Genomic DNA, 19,983 nt, shown 5'->3' on the forward strand with positions numbered 1-19,983 from the left:
CAGGCTTTGCGTTGCCGCTTGCCCTGTCGATGGGGGCGCATTATAGGGAGCTGAAACTTTCTGGCAAGCAGATAATTGCAAAAAGATGGCTTTCATCAACCGTTCGCTCACAAAGCCACCAACATGCATGTTAAGCGAACGAAATCAGCCCGCGGCAGGCACTGAAACGGCAAAATCGTGCAGATTGTCATAGACGGCATCAGCCAGCGCAGTGCCCTCGTCGGTCACAGCCTTGCCGGTGCGCACCATCACCTTGCGTCCGACTCCGGCATTGATGGCCGCTTTCAGGTCGGAAGGCTTGTCACCCACCATATAAGAGCGCGCCATGTCGATGCCCAGCTCCTGTTGCGCCAACAGCAGCATGCCGGGTGCTGGTTTGCGGCAATCGCAGGGAGCGCCGTGATCCGGATGATGAGGGCAGAAATAGATACCATCGAGGTCAACGTCCCGGTCGGCCAGTGACCAGTCCATCCACTCGGTCAGGTTCATGAAGTCATCTTCACTGAAGTAGCCGCGGGCGATGCCGGACTGGTTGGTGACGACGATCAGCAGATAGCCCTTCTTCTTCAGCAGCTGCAGGGCTTCGATCACCCCGGGCAGGAAATGGAAGTCATCGACCTGGCTGACATAACCTGTGTCTTCGTTGATGACACCGTCACGATCCAGAAAAATGGCGGGTTTACTCACGGGCACTACCTCGGTAATAGATGTTTGAAATGTGTCTCACGGGGCAATAACGCCCCAAAAAATAAAAGGGGCAGCCGAAGCCACCCCTTTCATGTGTGCATTTAAAGTATCGATTAAGCGATAACTTTAGCTACAACACCAGCACCTACGGTACGGCCACCTTCACGGATAGCGAAACGCAGGCCGTCGTCCATCGCGATCGGGGCGATCAGGGTAACAACCATTTTGATGTTGTCGCCTGGCATTACCATCTCTACGCCTTCCGGCAGTTCGATGGTACCGGTCACGTCGGTTGTACGGAAGTAGAACTGCGGACGGTAGCCCTTGAAGAACGGGGTATGACGACCACCTTCTTCCTTGGACAGCACGTACACTTCAGATTCGAACTTGGTGTGCGGCTTGATGGAGCCCGGCTTGGCCAGTACCTGACCACGCTCAACTTCTTCACGCTTCACGCCACGCAGCAGGGCGCCAACGTTCTCACCGGCACGACCTTCGTCCAGCAGCTTGCGGAACATTTCAACACCGGTACAGGTGGTAGAAACGGTGTCTTTGATACCGACGATTTCAACGGTCTCACCAACTTTAACGATACCGCGCTCTACACGACCGGTAACTACGGTACCACGGCCAGCGATGGAGAAGACGTCTTCGATAGGCATCAGGAACGGCTGGTCAATGGCGCGCTCCGGCTCCGGGATGTAGGTATCCAGGTGGTGAGCCAGCTCGATGATCTTCTCTTCCCATGCAGCGTCGCCTTCCAGCGCTTTCAGCGCGGAACCACGTACTACCGGCAGGTCATCACCCGGGAAGTCGTACTCGGTCAGCAGTTCACGAACTTCCATCTCGACCAGTTCGAGCAGCTCTTCGTCGTCTACCATGTCGCACTTGTTCATGAACACGATCATGTACGGGATACCAACCTGGCGACCCAGCAGGATGTGCTCACGAGTTTGCGGCATCGGGCCGTCAGTCGCGGCTACTACCAGGATCGCGCCGTCCATCTGGGCAGCACCGGTGATCATGTTCTTAACGTAGTCGGCGTGACCCGGGCAATCTACGTGGGCGTAGTGACGGATCGCGGTGTCGTATTCTACGTGGGAGGTGTTGATGGTGATACCACGCTCACGCTCTTCCGGTGCCTTGTCGATCTGGTCGAAGGCGAAAGCTTTACCACCGAAGTGCTTGGCCAGCACGTTGGTGATGGCGGCGGTCAGGGTGGTTTTACCGTGGTCAACGTGGCCGATGGTGCCGACGTTTACGTGCGGTTTATTACGCTCAAATTTTTCTTTAGACACGACGTAGTCCTTCTAGGTTAAACCCGCCTACCGTCGTAGGCGGGGAATCATAAATTACTTGGATTTGCGCTCTTCGATCACGGCCTGGGCGACGTTAGTCGGGGCATCGTGATACTTGGCGAATTCCATGGCGTAGGAAGCGCGACCCTGGGTAGCGGAACGCAGGGCAGTCGCATAACCGAACATCTCGGCCAGCGGCACGAGAGCACGAACGATCTTGCCGGACGGGCCGTCTTCCATACCTTCGATCAGGCCACGACGACGGTTCAGGTCACCGATCACGTCGCCCATGTAGTCTTCCGGAGTCTCAACTTCTACTTTCATGATCGGTTCGAGCAGAACCGGGTTGGCCTTCATGAAGCCAGCCTTAAAGGCCATGGAAGCAGCGATTTTGAACGCCAGTTCGGAGGAGTCGACATCGTGGTAGGAACCGAAGTGCAGACGCACGCCCAGGTCCATTACCGGATAGCCTGCCAGCGGGCCGGACTTCAGCTGCTCACGGATACCCTTGTCAACACCCGGGATGAACTCACCAGGAATGACGCCGCCCTTGATGTCGTTAACGAACTCGTAGGCTTTGCCTTCTTCCAGCGGGTACATGTCGATCACAACGTGACCGTACTGACCACGACCACCGGACTGCTTGGCATGCTTGCCTTCGATGTCCTTGACGGTAGTGCGGATGGTTTCACGGTAGGCAACCTGCGGCTTACCTACGTTCGCTTCTACCTTGAACTCGCGACGCATACGGTCAACGATGATGTCCAGGTGCAGCTCACCCATACCGGCGATGATGGTTTGGCCAGATTCTTCGTCAGTCCATACGCGGAAAGAGGGGTCTTCCTGCGCCAGACGGCCGAGTGCCAGACCCATCTTCTCTTGGTCAGCCTTGGTTTTCGGCTCAACCGCGATGGAGATTACCGGCTCCGGGAATTCCATACGCTCGAGGATGATCGGCGCTTTTTCGTCACACAGGGTGTCACCAGTGGTCACGTCTTTCAGACCGATGGCAGCGGCGATGTCGCCTGCGCGAACTTCTTTGATCTCTTCACGCTTGTTGGCATGCATCTGAACGATACGGCCAAAACGCTCGCGCTTCTCTTTGACGGAGTTCAGCACGGAGTCACCGGAGTTAACCACACCGGAGTAAACGCGGAAGAAGGTCAGGTTGCCTACGAACGGGTCGGTAGCAATCTTGAATGCCAGAGCAGAGAACGGCTCGTCATCGGAAGCGTGACGCTCGTCCTTGGTCTCGCCATCCAGCTTCAGACCGTCGATGGCTGCTACGTCGGTCGGAGCCGGCAGATAGTCAACCACGGCATCCAGCATGGCCTGTACGCCCTTGTTCTTGAACGCGGAGCCACAGGTAACCAGGATGATTTCGTTGTTCAGAACACGCTGACGAAGAGCTTTCTTGATCTCTTCCTCGGTCAGTTCTTCACCACCCAGGTATTTTTCCATCAGGTCTTCAGACGCTTCGGCAGCGGCTTCAACCAGGTTCATGCGCATTTCTTGCGCTTGTTCCAGCAGCTCGGCCGGGACGTCTTCGTAATCGAAAGACACACCCTGGTCAGCTTCGCTCCAGTTGATGGCTTTCATCTTGACCAGGTCGATAACGCCCTTGAAGTTCTCTTCTGCACCGATGTTCAGTTGCAGGGGAACCGGCACGCCTTTCAGACGGGTCTTGATGTGCTCAACGCAGCGCAGATAGTTGGCGCCGGTACGGTCCATCTTGTTGACGAACGCGATACGGGGAACCTTGTACTTGTTAGCCTGACGCCATACGGTCTCAGACTGTGGCTGTACGCCACCTACGGCACAGTACACCATCACGGCGCCGTCCAGAACACGCATTGAACGCTCTACTTCGATAGTAAAGTCAACGTGGCCCGGGGTATCGATGATGTTGATACGGTGCGGTTGGAACTGTTTGCCCATACCGGACCAGAAAGCGGTGGTCGCGGCGGAGGTGATGGTGATACCACGCTCTTGTTCCTGTTCCATCCAGTCCATGGTGGCGGCGCCATCGTGAACTTCACCGATCTTGTGACTTACACCGGTGTAAAACAGAACGCGCTCGGTAGTAGTAGTCTTACCGGCGTCGATGTGAGCAGAGATACCGATGTTACGATAACGCTCAATGGGGGTTGTACGAGCCATTGTCATCCTCTTACTAGGGCACTTGTCCCCAGATAATTAAAGGTGCGCAGAGCCAGAAGACCCTGCGCAAGCGGATTACCAGCGGAAGTGAGCGAAGGCCTTGTTCGCTTCAGCCATACGGTGAACGTCTTCACGTTTCTTGACAGACGAACCCTTATTGTCAGCGGCATCCAGCAGCTCGCCAGCCAAACGCTGAGCCATTGATTTTTCACCACGTTTACGAGCGGCATCAACCAACCAGCGCATTGCCAGGGCATTGCGACGAACCGGACGAACTTCTACCGGTACCTGATAGGTTGCACCACCGACGCGACGAGATTTAACCTCGACCGCCGGACGAATGTTGTCCAGAGCGACTTCGAACAGGGCCAGGTGCTCTTTGCCAGATTTGGTGGCAATGATGTCCAGGGCGCCATAAACGATGGCTTCTGCAACAGATTTCTTACCGTCAACCATTACTACGTTGACAAATTTAGCCAGCAGCTCTGATCCGAACTTGGGATCCGGCAGGATTTTACGCTGACCAACAACACGACGTCTTGGCATTTCAAATTCTCCGTAACTTCAGGGGTTACCCAAAACTAGAAAGTTATCTAACTAGAAACGAATTAACGTTTGGCCTTACTTAACGGAGAACCATTAAGCTTTCGGACGCTTCACGCCATACTTGGAGCGAGCCTGCTTACGGTCTTTAACACCGGCACAGTCCAACGCACCACGAACGGTGTGATAACGAACACCTGGCAAATCCTTGACACGACCGCCACGGATCAGAACAACGGAGTGCTCCTGCAGGTTGTGACCTTCACCGCCGATGTAGGAGGTGACTTCGAAGCCGTTGGTCAGACGTACACGGCACACTTTACGCAGTGCAGAGTTAGGCTTCTTCGGGGTGGTGGTGTATACACGGGTGCATACGCCACGCTTCTGAGGGCACGCTTCCAGCGCCGGCACGTTGCTTTTCACAACGAGCTTGATGCGTGGCTTGCGAACCAACTGGTTAATAGTTGCCATCAAAAGGCTCCTGATAATGACTTCATAAACGTGTGAAAAATCCTCCCCGCAGATACGGGGACGCGAAATTTTATGCCCTGTTGTCTGGGGAGTCAAGATTTATACAATTCGTGCGCCAAAAGGGCAAATGACATCCCGCCATTATTGTGATAACCACCTGAGCTGACAGGCAAAAATGAAAACTAGCCGGCCCAGGTCTGCGGTGATCCCTGTTCGGCGATCAGCTTGATCAGGCCGGCCATGTCGAGTTCCATCCCGATCCTGGGGGACAGACCCCTCGCCTTCAGGTCTTCCCCCATCACATAGAGCGGGACCCCGCTCAATCGTTCGCACCACTGCGGTGCCGTCGTCGCCACCACGGCGTCCTGCATCAGCACCAGCAGATCCGCTTCCTGACGATAACGCAGCACCTGCTCGAGGTCCTGGCTGAGGAAGGGCGAGCTCAATACCAGTTGTATCATGGGCACCTCAAAAGCTGATGTGGGTGGTGAAGTTGTCCCACTGGTGGCGGATCTCGGCCGGGCTCAGCACCGTCACGGGGATCAGCAGATCCGCGGCGGTCAGACCACGCTCGGCCAGCGACGCCGCACAGACATAGACCTCCTCGACATCGTACAGTTCCAGCATCTTGAAGGTCGGGGCATAGTGACGCTGCAATATCCCCTGTGGCGACTGCTCCCTGACCAGTTGCAGCACGCCATCGCCGATGAGGAACAGCGCCAGGGATTCCGTCAACGCAGAGGTGGCCAGCAAGGCATCCAGGCCCTCTCGTCCACTCGCCGTACCGTGGGGGCCACGCCGGCAGATAAAGGCTATCTTGGTCATTCCATCCCCCTAGAACTGGACGAAGCGGTCGGCGGTCAGACTGGCCTCCGCCAGCTGACCCAGCCCGCTTAAACGAAACGGGGCCTGCAGGTTGAACTGGGTCTTGCCGACCCCCTTGGCCTCGGCCTCGTCGAGCACCCCGCGACGCATGGCGGCGGCGACACACACATCGATGGCAATGCCCTGCGCCAGGGCCAGCTCGCGCCATAGCGCCACCAGGTCGGTCTCATCGCTGGCCGGTGCATGCAGGCCATTGCCGTTATGGACCCCATCCTGATAGAAGAACAGATGGGTCAGCTTATGGCCCTGCTCGATGAGGCTCAGGGCGAAGCGATAGGCGGTGCTGGCCGTCTGGGTGCCATAGGCGGGCCCGGTGACCAGCAGGGCAAAATTCAGACTCATGTCCGGACTCCTGCACAGATGTGCATCCATTCTACCTTAAAGACGAAAAAGCCCCTCCTGGGAGGGGCTCTTCCGATGACTCAGACTCAGACGTAAGCAATGGCTTCGACTTCGACCAGCACATCTTTCGGCAGGCGAGCCACTTCCACGCAGGAGCGCGCCGGCGCAGCGTCACCGAAGTAGCGGGCGTAGACCTGGTTGAAGGCCACGAAGTTGTTCATGTCGCTCAGGAAGCAGGTGGTCTTCAGCACCTTGCTGGTATCGGCACCCGCCGCCTTCAATACTGCAACCAGGTTCTTCATCACCTGTTCGGCCTGCACCTCGATGCCACCGGCCACTATGTCCATGGTGGCCGGATCGAGCGGGATCTGCCCGGAGGTGAACACCAGGTCGCCCAGCTTGGTAGCCTGAACATAAGGACCAATTGCGGCAGGCGCCTTGTCGGTTGCAATCACTTCTTTAGCCATTGTTATCTATCCCCTATCTATGGCGCTTACTCGCTCTCTTCTTCACCCTGCTTGCGCTGTCGGATGTAGAGATACACGGTATGTTTGGAAATATTCAGCTTGTCGGCGACCAGGTTGATCGAGTCCTTGATATCAAATATGCCCTTCTCGAACAACTGGGTCACGATAAAACGATTCTTGGCGTTGTTGGCCACGGAGGGATCCCGGTTGATCTCGTCGATGGTGTTGTCCACCGTCTGGGCAACCAGCTCCTCCACGCTGTTGGCGAAGGTCTCCGGCGATTGACGCTCCACTTGCTGGGGCGTCGGGAAGAATTCGGCCACGAACTCGTGGAAAGGCGCGTTGATGTGCAGGTTGATGCAGATAAGCCCTATCACCTGCTTGTCACGGTTGCGGATGGCGATGGTGCTCGACTTCATCAGCGCACCGGTCCGGCTGCGGGCAAAGTAGCTCTGGGTGTGATCCTGACCCGTGCTCTCGATGTCCTTGAGCATGCGCAGGGCCAGATCGGTGATCGGTGCCCCCAGGGTTCGCCCCGTGTTGAATCCGTTCGCTATCTTGATCACTGACTCATGCAGATTTTCCAGGGAATGCAGCACCACTTCGCAGTGCTTGCCGAACAGATCGGCCAGGCCCTCGATGAGGCCCTCATATGAACGCAACAATTCCCTGTCTTCGTCTGTAAAAGCGCGACCGCTCAGTTGCTCTTCGGGAAGCAGTACTTCCTCGATACCGACAGCCATGTTCTACCCCTGTAATAACCATTCAACTTTCCCGAGTTTTCAATTGCGGGGGATCAATGTCAACTTTTTTTGATTTTTTGCTCTATAACCTTGCACTGGATCATCCCCTGCCCCAGCCCGGTGCAAGGTTCTGCTGGCGGGCAGGCAACAAAAAGGGCCCCTTGAAGGAGCCCTTTTTAATCACTGCAGCTGAAGATTACTCTTCGTCAAAACTGCCGGCTGCGTTGAGCAGATCCGCCAGATTTTGCTGAGCCTCATCGGCGGTCACCTGCGGTACACCGACAGCACGGGCTGCGGCGGCACGCTGGTTGATCCGGCTATGGTGGTAGGCAAAGCCGGTACCAGCCGGGATCAGACGACCCACGATCACGTTCTCTTTCAGGCCACGCAGTTCATCACGCTTGCCGCCAACGGCCGCTTCGGTCAGAACACGAGTGGTTTCCTGGAAGGAAGCCGCGGAGATGAAGGACTCGGTGCTCAGGGATGCCTTGGTAATACCCATAAGGATATGACGGTAGGTGGCCGGGGTCTTGCCTTCGGCAACCAGTTTACGGTTGGCAATCTTCACACGAGCCACTTCAACCTGCTCGCCTTCGATCAGGTCAGTGTCACCAGCGCTCAGGATCTCGCACTTGCGCAGCATCTGACGAACGATGACTTCGATGTGCTTGTCGTTGATCTTAACGCCTTGCAGACGGTAAACGTCCTGCACTTCGTTGGCGATGTAGTTGGCGACCGGGCTGATACCACGCAGACGCAGGATGTCGTGAGCAGACTCAGGACCGTCCGCCAGCACTTCACCCTTCTCAACTTTTTCACCTTCGAACACGTTGAGGTGACGCCACTTCGGAATCATCTCTTCGTAGATGTCGCCACCGTCGGTCGGGGTGATGACCAGACGGCGTTTGCCCTTGGTCTCTTTCCCGAAGGAGATGGTACCGGAGATCTCGGCCAGGATAGCCGGTTCCTTCGGTTGACGTGCTTCGAACAGATCCGCAACGCGCGGCAGACCACCGGTGATGTCCTTGGTACCACTGGACTCTTGCGGGATACGCGCTACCGCGTCACCCACGCCCACGTTGGCACCATCCTCCAGGTTCACGATCGCCTTGCCCGGCAGGAAGTACTGGGCTGCAACGTCGGTACCCGGGATCATCACGTCTTTGCCGTTCAGGTCGACCAGTTTCACGGTCGGACGCATCTCTTTACCGGCGCTCGGACGTTCGTTGACATCCAGCACGACGATAGAGGAGAGACCGGTCAGCTCGTCGGTCTGACGAGTGATGGTCACACCGTCGATCATGTGTTCGAAGTCCAGGCGACCTGCCACTTCGGTGATGATCGGGTGGGTGTGCGGATCCCAGTTGGCGACGGTATCACCGGCACTCACGGCCTGGCCATCTTTCACTTCCAGGACGGAACCGTAAGGCAGCTTGTGGCTTTCCTTGGTACGGCCCATCTCGTCCATGATGGTCAGTTCGGTAGAACGGGAGGTGATAACCAGCTTGTCGGCGCTGTTGGTAACGAACTTGGCGTTCTGCAGCTTGATGCTACCGGTGTTCTTGACCTGGATGCTGCTCTCGGCAGCAGCTCGGGATGCGGCACCACCGATGTGGAAGGTACGCATCGTCAGCTGGGTACCCGGCTCACCGATGGACTGGGCGGCGATAACACCGACAGCCTCACCCTTGTTCACCAGGTGACCACGGGCCAGATCACGGCCGTAGCAGTGAGCACAGTTACCGAAGTCTGTCTCACAGGTGATGGCAGAACGTACCTTCACGCGGTCGACGGAGTTACGCTCCAGCAGGTCACACAGATACTCGTCGAGCAGAGTATTGCGCGCGACCAGGATCTCGCTTTCAGTACCCGGCTTGATCACGTCTTCGGCGACAACACGACCCAACACGCGCTCACGCAGCGGCTCGACCACGTCACCACCTTCGATCAGCGGAGTCATCCACAGACCTTCGGTCGTACCGCAATCGTCCTCGGTGATCACCATGTCCTGAGCCACGTCAACCAGACGACGAGTCAGGTAACCGGAGTTCGCCGTCTTCAGTGCGGTATCCGCCAGACCCTTACGAGCACCGTGAGTGGAGATGAAGTACTGCAGTACGTTCAGACCTTCACGGAAGTTCGCCACGATCGGCGTTTCGATGATGGAACCATCCGGCTTCGCCATCAGGCCACGCATACCGGCCAGCTGACGGATCTGGGCGGCGGAGCCCCGCGCACCAGAGTCGGCCATCATGAAGATGCTGTTGAAAGAGGCCTGCTCTTCTTCTTCACCCAGGGAGTTGACGTTCCGCTCCTTGGAGAGGTTATCCATCATGGCCTTGGAGACGCGATCGTTCGCGCTGGCCCAGATATCGATAACCTTGTTGTAGCGTTCGCCCGCGGTCACCAGACCAGACAGGAACTGGTCCTGGATCTCGGCGACTTCGGCTTCGGCTGCCGCAATGATGTCTTTCTTGGCATCCGGGATGACCATGTCATCGATACCAACGGAAGCACCGGACAGGGCCGCATAATGGAAACCGGTATACATCAGCTGGTCAGCGAAGATGACGGTGTCCTTCAGGCCCTGCTTGCGATAGCAGGTGTTCAGCAGACGGGAGATGAGCTTTTTGCCCAGCGCCTTGTTGGATACGGATTTGATCCAGTTCTGCGGATTGGCATCCAGATCGGCCTGCTCGGCGGCAGTCAGCACCTTCGGCTCGTCGATCAGCGCGTATTCCATGCCTTTCGGCAGGATCAGGCTCAGGATCGCACGACCAACGGTGGTGTTCTTCATCTCGGTGTGTTCACGCAGGGAACCGTCTTCCTGACGCAGGTATTCGGTAATGCGCACTTTCACACGAGCATGGAGATCGGCCAGACCGGCACGATAGACCTTCTCGGCTTCTTTCGGGCCGGCCAGCACCATACCTTCGCCCTTGGCGTTGATACGGGCACGGGTCATGTAGTACAGACCCAAGACCACGTCCTGGGAAGGAACGATGATCGGCTCACCGGAGGCAGGCGACAGGATGTTGTTGGTGGACATCATCAGGGCGCGCGCTTCCAGCTGGGCTTCCAGGGTCAGCGGTACGTGGACCGCCATCTGGTCACCATCGAAGTCCGCGTTATAGGCGGCACAGACGAGCGGGTGCAGCTGGATGGCCTTGCCTTCGATCAGGGTCGGTTCAAACGCCTGGATACCCAGACGGTGCAGGGTCGGTGCACGGTTCAGCAGGACCGGGTGTTCGCGGATCACTTCGTCCAGGATGTCCCAGACGACGGCTTCTTCGCGCTCCACCATCTTCTTGGCGGCCTTGATGGTGGTCGCCAGACCACGGGATTCCAGCTTGCCATAGATGAAAGGCTTGAACAGTTCGAGCGCCATCTTCTTCGGCAGACCGCACTGATGCAGACGCAGCGTCGGACCTACGGTGATAACGGAACGACCGGAGTAGTCGACACGCTTACCCAGCAAGTTCTGACGGAAACGACCTTGCTTACCCTTGATCATGTCGGCCAGGGATTTCAGCGGGCGCTTGTTGGAACCTGTGATGGCGCGACCACGACGGCCGTTGTCCAGCAGGGCATCCACGGACTCTTGCAGCATACGCTTTTCGTTGCGCACTATGATGTCCGGAGCCGCCAGATCCAGCAGACGCTTCAGGCGGTTGTTACGGTTGATCACGCGACGGTACAGATCGTTCAGATCGGAAGTCGCGAAACGGCCGCCGTCCAGCGGTACCAGCGGACGCAGGTCCGGCGGCAGCACAGGCAGCACTGTCATGATCATCCACTCCGGCTTGTTGCCGGACTGCAGGAAGGCTTCCATCAGCTTCAGACGCTTGGTGGTCTTCTTGCGCTTGGTCTCGGAGTTGGTCTGATCCAGCTCCTCGCGCATAGTCTTGACTTCACCTTCCAGATCGATGGCACGCAGCAATGCAAGGATTGCTTCGGCACCCATCTTGGCGTCGAATTCGTCGCCCCACTCTTCCAGTGCGTCCAGATAGTTCTCTTCGGACAGCATCTGGCTGCGCTCGAGGTTGGTCATGCCGGGTTCGATAACCACATAGGATTCGAAATACAGCACGCGCTCGATGTCACGCAGGGTCATGTCCAGCAGCAGACCGATACGGGACGGCAGGGACTTCAGGAACCAGATGTGGGCAGTCGGGCTGGCCAGCTCGATGTGGCCCATGCGCTCGCGACGGACCTTGGTCTGGGTCACTTCTACGCCGCACTTCTCGCAGATCACACCACGGTGTTTCAGGCGCTTGTACTTGCCGCACAGACACTCGTAGTCCTTCACCGGTCCGAAGATACGGGCGCAGAACAGACCATCACGTTCCGGCTTGAAAGTCCGGTAGTTGATGGTCTCAGGCTTTTTGACCTCACCGAATGACCAGGAGCGGATCATGTCAGGAGAGGCCAGACCGATCTTGATACTGTCAAACTCTTCGGTCTTGGTCTGAGCCTTCAAAAACTTGAGTAAGTCTTTCACGTGTTTCCCCTGTCAGGAGTCTAACCTCGGCGCCCTGCTGCCAAAGCAGCAGGGCGCCCACGTCAATTCTCGAACAATAAGAGCGAGCTCTTACTCTTCGTCCAGCTCGATGTTGATACCCAGAGAGCGGATTTCCTTCAACAGTACGTTGAAGGATTCGGGCATGCCCGGCTCCATACGGTGGTCGCCATCCACGATGTTCTTGTACATCTTGGTACGGCCATTCACATCGTCAGACTTGACGGTCAGCATTTCCTGCAGGGTATATGCCGCACCGTAAGCCTCCAGGGCCCACACTTCCATCTCACCGAACCGCTGACCACCGAACTGTGCCTTACCACCCAGCGGCTGCTGGGTAACCAGGCTGTAGGAGCCGGTAGAACGCGCGTGCATCTTGTCGTCTACCAAGTGGTTCAGCTTCAGCATGTACATGTAACCCACGGTGACCTTGCGCTCGAAGGCGTTGCCGGTACGACCGTCGAACAGGGAGATCTGACCGGATTCCGGCAGATCGGCCAGCTTCAGCAAGGCCTTGATTTCGCGCTCTTTGGCACCATCAAAGACAGGTGTAGCAACCGGCAGACCCTTACGCAGGTTACCCGCAAGGGTACGTACGTCGTCATCAGACAGCTCGGCGATGTTCACTTGCTGGGTGTCCTTCTCGCCCAGGTCATAGACCTGCTGCAGGAAGTCACGCATCTCGTGCAGCTCGCGCTGATCCTTGATCATGCGGTCGATCTTCTCGCCGATGCCCTTGGCCGCGAGGCCCAGATGCACTTCGAGGATCTGACCGATGTTCATACGGGACGGTACGCCCAGTGGGTTCAGTACGATGTCGACCGGACGGCCGAACTCGTCATGGGGCATGTCCTCGACCGGGCAGATCTTGGAGATAACACCCTTGTTACCGTGACGGCCCGCCATCTTGTCACCCGGTTGGATGCGACGCTTGACTGCCAGGTAAACCTTGACGATTTTCAGTACGCCCGGCGCCAGATCATCACCCTGGATAATCTTGCGACGCTTGTTCTCGAACTTCTTGTCGAAGTCGGCTTTCAGCTCGATGTGCTGTTCGGCGATCTGCTCCAGTTCGATCTGCTTGGCTTCATCTTCGATGGCCAATTCAAACCACTTGGAACGATCCAGCTTGTTCAGACGATCTTCGCTGTAACCGGCGGCCAGCAGCAGGTTGCGGGAGCGGCCGAAGATGCCGTCTTCCAGGATCTTGAACTCTTCGGTCAAGTCCTTCTTCGCTTCCTTCAGCTGCATCTCTTCGATTTCTTTGGCGCGCTTGTCTTTTTCCACGCCATCGCGGGTAAAGACTTGCACGTCAACCACGGTACCGTACACACCGTTCGGCACACGCAGGGAGGAGTCCTTCACATCAGAGGCCTTCTCACCGAAGATGGCGCGCAGCAGCTTCTCTTCCGGGGTCAGCTGGGTTTCACCCTTGGGTGTTACCTTGCCGACCAGGATGTCGCCGCCCTTCACTTCGGCACCCACGTAGACGATACCGGACTCGTCCAGCTTGGACAGAGCGGCTTCACCCACGTTCGGGATGTCGGCAGTGATCTCTTCCGGACCCAGCTTGGTGTCACGGGAGATACAGGCCAGTTCCTGGATGTGGATGGTGGTCAGGCGATCTTCCTGTACCACGCGCTCATTCACCAGGATCGAGTCTTCGAAGTTGTAGCCGTTCCACGGCATGAACGCGACGCGCAGGTTTTGGCCCAGCGCCAGTTCGCCCAGGTCGGTAGACGGGCCGTCAGCCAGCACGTCGCCCGCCATCACCGGCTCACCCAACATCACGCAAGGACGCTGGTTGATACAGGTGTTCTGGTTGGAACGGGTGTACTTGGTCAGGCTGTAGATGTCGATGCCGGCTTCGCCAGGCAGCAGCTCATCTTCATTGACCTTGATCACGATACGGGAGGCGTCGACGTAGTCGATCATGCCGCCACGCTTGGCCACCACGGTAACACCGGAGTCAACGGCCACGGCGCGTTCCATACCGGTACCTACCAGCGGCTTGTCAGCGCGCAGAGTCGGTACTGCCTGACGTTGCATGTTCGAACCCATCAGGGCTCGGTTAGCATCATCGTGCTCCAGGAACGGGATCAGGGCCGCTGCCACAGAGACGATCTGTTGCGGGCTCACGTCCATGTACTGGATCTGGTCGGCGTTCATAAAGGTGGATTCACCCTTGTGACGGCACGGGATCAACTCGTCTTTCAGACGGCCATCTTCGGTGGTCGCGGCGTTGGCCTGCGCGATCACGTACTTGCCTTCTTCAATGGCTGACAGGTAGTCCACTTCGTCGGTGATCACACCGTCGATGACCTTGCGGTACGGGGTCTCGAGGAAACCGTACTCGTTGGTGCGGGAATACACGGACAGCGAGTTGATCAGACCGATGTTCGGACCTTCCGGAGTCTCGATGGGGCACAAACGACCGTAGTGAGTCGGGTGTACATCTCGAACTTCGAAGCCGGCACGCTCACGGGTCAGACCGCCCGGGCCCAGCGCGGAAATACGACGCTTGTGGGTCACTTCGGACAGCGGGTTGTTCTGGTCCATGAACTGGGACAGCTGGCTGGAACCGAAGAACTCTTTGACCGCAGCGGAGATCGGCTTGGCGTTGATCAGATCCTGCGGCATCAGGGTGTCCAGGTCGCCCAGGGAGAGACGCTCCTTGACCGCACGCTCGACACGCACCAGACCCACACGGAACTGATTCTCTGCCATTTCACCGACAGAACGGATACGACGGTTACCCAGGTGGTCGATATCGTCCACCTCGTCATTGCCGTTACGGATGTCGATCAGGCGCTTCATGACTTCGACGATGTCGTCTTTGGTCAGCACGCCAACGCCGGTCTCGTCTTCACGACCCAGACGGCGGTTGAACTTCATCCGACCCACGGTAGACAGGTCGTAACGCTCGGAAGAGAAGAACAGGTTCTCGAACAGCTGCTCTGCCGCTTCGCGGGTGGGCGGCTCGCCCGGACGCATCATGCGGTAGATCTCGACCAGAGCTTCCAGGCGGCTGGAGCTGGAGTCGATACGCAGGGTCTCGGACATGTAGGCACCGTGGTCCAGTTCGTTGGTGAACAGAACCTCGAAGTGCTTGAAGCCGGCTTGGGACAGATTGGCTACCGCTTCCAGGCTCAGAGCCTGGTTGGCAGTCACGACCATTTCGCCAGTTTGCGGGTGCGCGTAGTTCTTGGCTGCAACTTTGCCAACAACGTACTCTACCGGCACCTCGATCTGGGTGATGGCGTCTTTTTCCAACTGACGGATATGACGGGCAGTGACACGACGACCGGTCTCAACCACCACGGCGCCATTGGCAATGATGTCGAAGGTCGCAGTCTCACCACGCAGGCGCTCGGGCACCAGATCCATCATCAACTTGCCATCTTTGACCTCGAAACCAATGGTCTCGAAGAAGGTGGCCAGGATTTCTTCGGAACTGAAGTCCAGGGCGCGCAGAATAATGGAGGCCGGCAGTTTACGACGACGGTCAATACGGACAAACAGGTTGTCTTTCGCATCGAACTCGAAGTCCAGCCAGGAGCCACGGTAGGGGATAACGCGGGCGTTATACAGTACCTTACCGGATGAATGTGTTTTGCCTTTATCGTGGTCGAAGAAGACGCCCGGGCTGCGGTGCAGCTGGGAGACGATAACCCGTTCGGTACCATTGATGACAAAGGTGCCGTTCTCGGTCATGAGCGGAATTTCGCCCATGTATACTTCTTGTTCCTTGATATCTTTGACGGTGCCGGCAGCTGCTTCACGGTCGTACAGAACCATACGAAGCTTGACACGCAGCGGCGCGGAGTAGGTCACTCCACGGATCTGGCATTCTTTTACGTCAAATACCGGCTCACCCAGGCGATAGCTGACATACTGAAGCTCAGCACTACCGGAGTAACTGGTGATCGGGAAAACGCTACGGAAAGCGGCCTCTAGGCCATATTCACCTTCCGGGTCAGCCTCGATGAACTGCTTGAAGGAGTCCAGCTGAATGGACAACAGATAAGGCGTGTCCAGTACCTGGTCTCGCTTACCGAAGTCCTTACGAATGCGTTTTTTTTCGGTATAAGAGTAAACCATAGGGTTCCTCAGCTCGCTGATAAGTGACCCACTCTGTCCCGCGGGACAGCTCTGTCTCAACACCGTTTTGTGTTGGCCCGGACGATGAGGCGGTCCGGATTGCTGGTGCACCGAGAGTCGTAAACGGTGTGAAATGCTCTCAGTCTACAGCGCAAAAAGGCTGGTGAACAAACATTCACCAGCCCTAGCCTGTTTTATCAGGCTAATCTACATAAATGCAGATTATTTGATCTCAACAGAAGCACCAGCAGCTTCCAGCTCTTTCTTCAGAGCTTCAGCTTCGTCTTTGGAGACGGCTTCTTTCAGGTTGGTCGGAGCGGCTTCTACCAGGTCCTTGGCTTCTTTCAGGCCCAGGCCGGTGGCAGCACGAACGGCCTTGATGACGGCAACTTTGTTGGCGCCAGCAGCAGTCAGAACTACGTCGAACTCGGTCTTCTCTTCTACTGCTTCAGCGGCCGGACCGGCAGCTACAGCAACAGCGGCAGAAACACCGAACTTCTCTTCCATTGCTTCGATCAGCTCAACAACTTCCATTACGGACATGGAAGCAACGGCTTCGATGATTTGGTCTTTAGTGATAGACATGACAAAAATTCCTGATGTTGAATAAACTCAAACAGCCTAAATAGGCGAGAATCAAGCAGCAGCTTGTTTCTGGTCGCGAACAGCAGCGATAGTACGAACCAGCTTGCCAGCAGAGGCTTCCTTCATGGTAGCCATCAACTTCGCAATTGCTTCGTCGTAGGTCGGCAGCGTGGCCAGACGATCAATTTGTGCTGCGGCGATAAACTCACCGTTAAAAGCGCCAGCCTTGATTTCGAACTTTTGGTTCGCTTTGGCAAACTCTTTGAACAGACGAGCGGCAGCGCCCGGGTGTTCGTTAGAGAAAGCAATCAAGGTAGGACCAGTCAATACGTCGTTCAGGCAACCGAATTCGGTGCCATCTACCGCGCGACGCAGCAGGGTGTTACGCACAACGCGCATGTACACACCGGCTTCACGAGCGGATTTACGCAGGACGGTCATCTTGTCAACAGTCACACCGCGAGAATCGGCTACAACTGCAGACAGAGCGCCTTTGGCAGCTTCGTTGACTTCAGCAACAATTGCCTTTTTGTCTTCGAGTCCCAATGCCATTGGCTTAACTCCTGGATTGAATCTGAGTCTCATGACTCAGTACTGACACATCCCCCCTACCTTCACAACAGAGGGGAACGATGCGGTAGCAGGATTCCAGAAGAGAAAGAAAACTTTCTCGCTGGGTTTCCGGCACCGTCTACGCAGGAAGGATTAAGGCCTTATGGCCACCTGCGGTCTTGGACGGAGGTCGAAACCCCCAACCAATCAAGGCGCAAAATTATAGATTAAATTTTGCGCCTTGTAAAATCCATCAATTAGCCCTGAGCTTCCAGAGAAGCTTGGTCTACGGCAACACCTGCACCCATGGTGGTGGAGATGCTGACTTTCTTGATGAAGACGCCTTTGGCGGAAGAGGGCTTGCCCTTTTTCAGAGCAACCAGCAGAGCTTCCAAGTTTTCTTTCAGCTGAACTTCGTTGAAAGAAACCTTACCCAGAGTGGTATGGATGATACCATTCTTGTCATTGCGGTAACGAACCTGACCGGCTTTAGCATTCTTCACAGCTTCAGCAACGTTCGGGGTTACGGTACCAACTTTCGGGTTAGGCATCAGGCCGCGCGGGCCCAGGATTTGGCCCAGTTGACCAACAACGCGCATGGCATCCGGGGATGCGATCACGACGTCGAAGTTCATCTCGCCTTTCTTGACCAGCTCGGCCAGGTCATCCATACCAACCAGTTCAGCACCGGCAGCCTTGGCGGCTTCGGCGTTGGCACCCTGGGTGAATACGGCGACACGGATGTCACGACCGGTACCGTGCGGCAGTACGGTAGCACCACGAACGTTCTGGTCGGATTTACGAGCATCGATACCCAGGTTAACGGCAACGTCAACGCTTTCAACGAACTTGGCGGTAGCCAGTTCTTTCAGCAGGGCAATGGCTTCGTTGATGGAGTACTCTTTGGTACCGTCAACTTTTTCGCGAATAACGCGCATACGCTTGGAAAGTTTTGCCATTGTCTTAATCCTCCACTACCAGGCCCATGGAACGAGCGGAGCCTGCGATGCAACGTACTTTTGCATCCAGATCGGCACCAGTCATGTCCGGCTCTTTGGTCTTGGCGATTTCTTGCAGCTGAGCCACAGTCACCTTACCAACCTTGTCTTTGTTCGGCTTGGCGGAACCAGACTGGATACCAGCGGCTTTCTTCAGCAGGAAGGAAGCAGGCGGAGTCTTGGTTTCGAAGGTGAAGGAACGGTCGCTGTAAACGGTGATCACGACCGGAGTCGGTGAGCCTTTTTCCAGCTTTTCTGTACGAGCGTTGAACGCCTTACAGAATTCCATGATGTTCACACCGTGCTGACCCAGAGCAGGACCAACGGGAGGGCTGGGGTTAGCACTGCCAGCCTTAACTTGCAGCTTGATATAAGCTGTGACTTTCTTAGCCATTACGAAAATACCTCAAAAATGGGTTCTAGCGCCTCGGAGACATGCTCCTGCAAACGGCTCCCCAACAAATAAAGGGGCAGCGAATTATAGAGATAATCGCTGCCCCTGACAACCGTTAAACGTACAGAGTTTAATCAGCCCTTTTCGACCTGACCAAAATCCAGTTCTACCGGCGTTGAGCGACCGAAGATCAATACAGAGACCTTCACGCGGCTCTTCTCGTAGTCCACTTCTTCAACGGTACCGTTGAAGTCGGCGAACGGACCATCGGCAACCCGCACCATTTCACCCGGTTCAAACAGGGTTTTCGGACGCGGCTTGTCATGGGCATCTTGCAGACGATTGAGGATGGCATCCGCTTCCTTATCGGAGATAGGAGCAGGACGATCGGAGGTGCCACCGATGAAGCCCATGACCCGTGGCACATTGCGTACCAGGTGCCATGTGGTCTCGTCCATCATCATCTGGACCAGGACATAACCCGGGAAAAATTTGCGCTCACTCTTGCGCTTCTGGCCGGCACGCATCTCGACCACTTCTTCGGTCGGGACCAGCACTTCGCCAAACAGCTCTTCCATGCCATGCATCTTGATATGTTCACGCAGGGATTTGGCAACACGGCCTTCATAGCCGGAAAATGCCTGCACGACATACCATCTCATACGTTGTTCACGTTGTTCAGTCATGGCTTTTCCTTACACACCGGTAATCAGGTTGACCAACCAGACCAAGGCACCGTCCAGAACGAACAGCAACAGCCCCATCACGGCGGTCACCGCCAGCACAATCAGGGTTGTCTGAATGGCTTCCTGACGGGTTGGCCAAACGACCTTGCGGACTTCCAGGCGCGACTCACGAGCAAAAGCCAGTGTTGCCTTGCCCTTGGTGGTTTGCAGGGCTACTGCACCTGCAGCAGCGATGACAACGACCACACCCAGGGCGCGGACGGCTGCGACAACATCGGTGAGCAGGTAATTACCCACTACAGCGGCCGCCAGGATGATGAAAACCAGGCCCCAAAGAAGGGTATCCTTGCTTCCGCCCTGTCCCTCAGAACTAACACTCATACAACCCACCTGTATCTGACGTAACCAAAGACACAAAAGCCCCGTACGAGACGAGGTATATGGCAGGGGCGGCAGGACTCGAACCCGCAACCATCGGTTTTGGAGACCGCTGTTCTACCAATTCGAACTACGCCCCTGCATAAGAAAGCCCCTATTATAGGGGCTTTGCTT

At 56.4% G+C, this 19,983-nt stretch carries 18 protein-coding genes and 1 tRNA gene; all 19 read right to left on the bottom strand.

The features are described from left to right. Positions 1–144 precede the first annotated feature (144 nt). The 19 genes from gmhB to ACWPWQ_RS20445 all read right to left on the bottom strand — a co-directional run bounded on the left by gmhB (position 145) and on the right by ACWPWQ_RS20445 (position 19,949). Positions 145–687 (bottom strand): D-glycero-beta-D-manno-heptose 1,7-bisphosphate 7-phosphatase, encoded by a 543-nt coding sequence (gene gmhB, locus ACWPWQ_RS20355; protein WP_454010635.1) that lies wholly within the window; start codon positions 685–687, stop codon positions 145–147. Positions 688–800: 113 nt separating this feature from the next. Further along, positions 801–1,985, bottom strand: a complete 1,185-nt coding sequence (gene tuf, locus ACWPWQ_RS20360; RefSeq protein ID WP_025328607.1) for an elongation factor Tu — start codon at positions 1,983–1,985, stop codon at positions 801–803. Between the two features lie 54 nt (positions 1,986–2,039). Beyond that, complete coding sequence (gene fusA / locus ACWPWQ_RS20365; protein WP_139439119.1) at positions 2,040–4,145, bottom strand: elongation factor G; 2,106 nt, start codon at positions 4,143–4,145, stop codon at positions 2,040–2,042. A 75-nt stretch (positions 4,146–4,220) separates the two neighbouring features. Beyond that, positions 4,221–4,691: a 30S ribosomal protein S7 gene (gene rpsG / locus ACWPWQ_RS20370; protein ID WP_010675949.1), complete on the bottom strand. Its 471-nt coding sequence runs from the start codon at positions 4,689–4,691 to the stop codon at positions 4,221–4,223. A gap of 93 nt (positions 4,692–4,784) precedes the next feature. Then, positions 4,785–5,159, bottom strand: coding sequence for a 30S ribosomal protein S12 (gene rpsL / locus ACWPWQ_RS20375; RefSeq protein WP_005306278.1), 375 nt, complete (start codon positions 5,157–5,159; stop codon positions 4,785–4,787). 182 nt (positions 5,160–5,341) lie between these two features. Next, the gene (gene tusB, locus ACWPWQ_RS20380; protein ID WP_202047590.1) at positions 5,342–5,620 is read right to left on the bottom strand and encodes a sulfurtransferase complex subunit TusB; all 279 of its coding nucleotides are present in this window, start codon (positions 5,618–5,620) and stop codon (positions 5,342–5,344) included. A gap of 7 nt (positions 5,621–5,627) precedes the next feature. Further along, positions 5,628–5,984 carry a sulfurtransferase complex subunit TusC gene (tusC, locus tag ACWPWQ_RS20385; RefSeq protein WP_454010636.1) on the bottom strand — a complete coding sequence of 119 codons (357 nt, stop codon included), beginning with the start codon at positions 5,982–5,984 and terminating at the stop codon, positions 5,628–5,630. A gap of 9 nt (positions 5,985–5,993) precedes the next feature. Continuing rightward, on the bottom strand, positions 5,994–6,386 hold the full coding sequence (tusD, locus tag ACWPWQ_RS20390; RefSeq protein ID WP_454010637.1) for a sulfurtransferase complex subunit TusD: 393 nt from the start codon (positions 6,384–6,386) through the stop codon (positions 5,994–5,996). Between the two features lie 86 nt (positions 6,387–6,472). Further along, a complete protein-coding gene (locus ACWPWQ_RS20395) occupies positions 6,473–6,853 on the bottom strand; it encodes a RidA family protein (protein ID WP_454010638.1) in 381 nt (126 codons plus the stop codon). A gap of 26 nt (positions 6,854–6,879) precedes the next feature. After that, complete coding sequence (locus tag ACWPWQ_RS20400) at positions 6,880–7,596, bottom strand: helix-turn-helix transcriptional regulator (protein WP_025328613.1); 717 nt, start codon at positions 7,594–7,596, stop codon at positions 6,880–6,882. 196 nt (positions 7,597–7,792) lie between these two features. Further along, positions 7,793–12,097 carry a DNA-directed RNA polymerase subunit beta' gene (gene rpoC / locus ACWPWQ_RS20405; protein ID WP_139439129.1) on the bottom strand — a complete coding sequence of 1,435 codons (4,305 nt, stop codon included), beginning with the start codon at positions 12,095–12,097 and terminating at the stop codon, positions 7,793–7,795. A gap of 90 nt (positions 12,098–12,187) precedes the next feature. Further along, positions 12,188–16,216 (bottom strand): DNA-directed RNA polymerase subunit beta, encoded by a 4,029-nt coding sequence (rpoB, locus tag ACWPWQ_RS20410; protein WP_025328615.1) that lies wholly within the window; start codon positions 16,214–16,216, stop codon positions 12,188–12,190. Positions 16,217–16,438: 222 nt separating this feature from the next. Then, positions 16,439–16,801 carry a 50S ribosomal protein L7/L12 gene (gene rplL, locus ACWPWQ_RS20415; protein WP_025328616.1) on the bottom strand — a complete coding sequence of 121 codons (363 nt, stop codon included), beginning with the start codon at positions 16,799–16,801 and terminating at the stop codon, positions 16,439–16,441. Between the two features lie 51 nt (positions 16,802–16,852). Then, positions 16,853–17,353, bottom strand: coding sequence for a 50S ribosomal protein L10 (rplJ, locus tag ACWPWQ_RS20420; protein WP_454010639.1), 501 nt, complete (start codon positions 17,351–17,353; stop codon positions 16,853–16,855). 257 nt (positions 17,354–17,610) lie between these two features. Beyond that, positions 17,611–18,312 carry a 50S ribosomal protein L1 gene (rplA, locus tag ACWPWQ_RS20425; protein ID WP_025328618.1) on the bottom strand — a complete coding sequence of 234 codons (702 nt, stop codon included), beginning with the start codon at positions 18,310–18,312 and terminating at the stop codon, positions 17,611–17,613. Positions 18,313–18,316: 4 nt separating this feature from the next. Further along, positions 18,317–18,745 (bottom strand): 50S ribosomal protein L11, encoded by a 429-nt coding sequence (rplK, locus tag ACWPWQ_RS20430; protein ID WP_016352267.1) that lies wholly within the window; start codon positions 18,743–18,745, stop codon positions 18,317–18,319. 134 nt (positions 18,746–18,879) lie between these two features. After that, positions 18,880–19,431, bottom strand: a complete 552-nt coding sequence (gene nusG / locus ACWPWQ_RS20435; RefSeq protein ID WP_005323644.1) for a transcription termination/antitermination protein NusG — start codon at positions 19,429–19,431, stop codon at positions 18,880–18,882. Positions 19,432–19,440: 9 nt separating this feature from the next. Continuing rightward, positions 19,441–19,812 (bottom strand): preprotein translocase subunit SecE, encoded by a 372-nt coding sequence (gene secE / locus ACWPWQ_RS20440; protein WP_025328619.1) that lies wholly within the window; start codon positions 19,810–19,812, stop codon positions 19,441–19,443. A 60-nt stretch (positions 19,813–19,872) separates the two neighbouring features. After that, a tRNA-Trp gene (locus tag ACWPWQ_RS20445) sits at positions 19,873–19,949 on the bottom strand. Between the last annotated feature and the right edge of the window lie 34 nt (positions 19,950–19,983).

The organism is Aeromonas sp. Marseille-Q7275 (assembly GCF_965119515.1).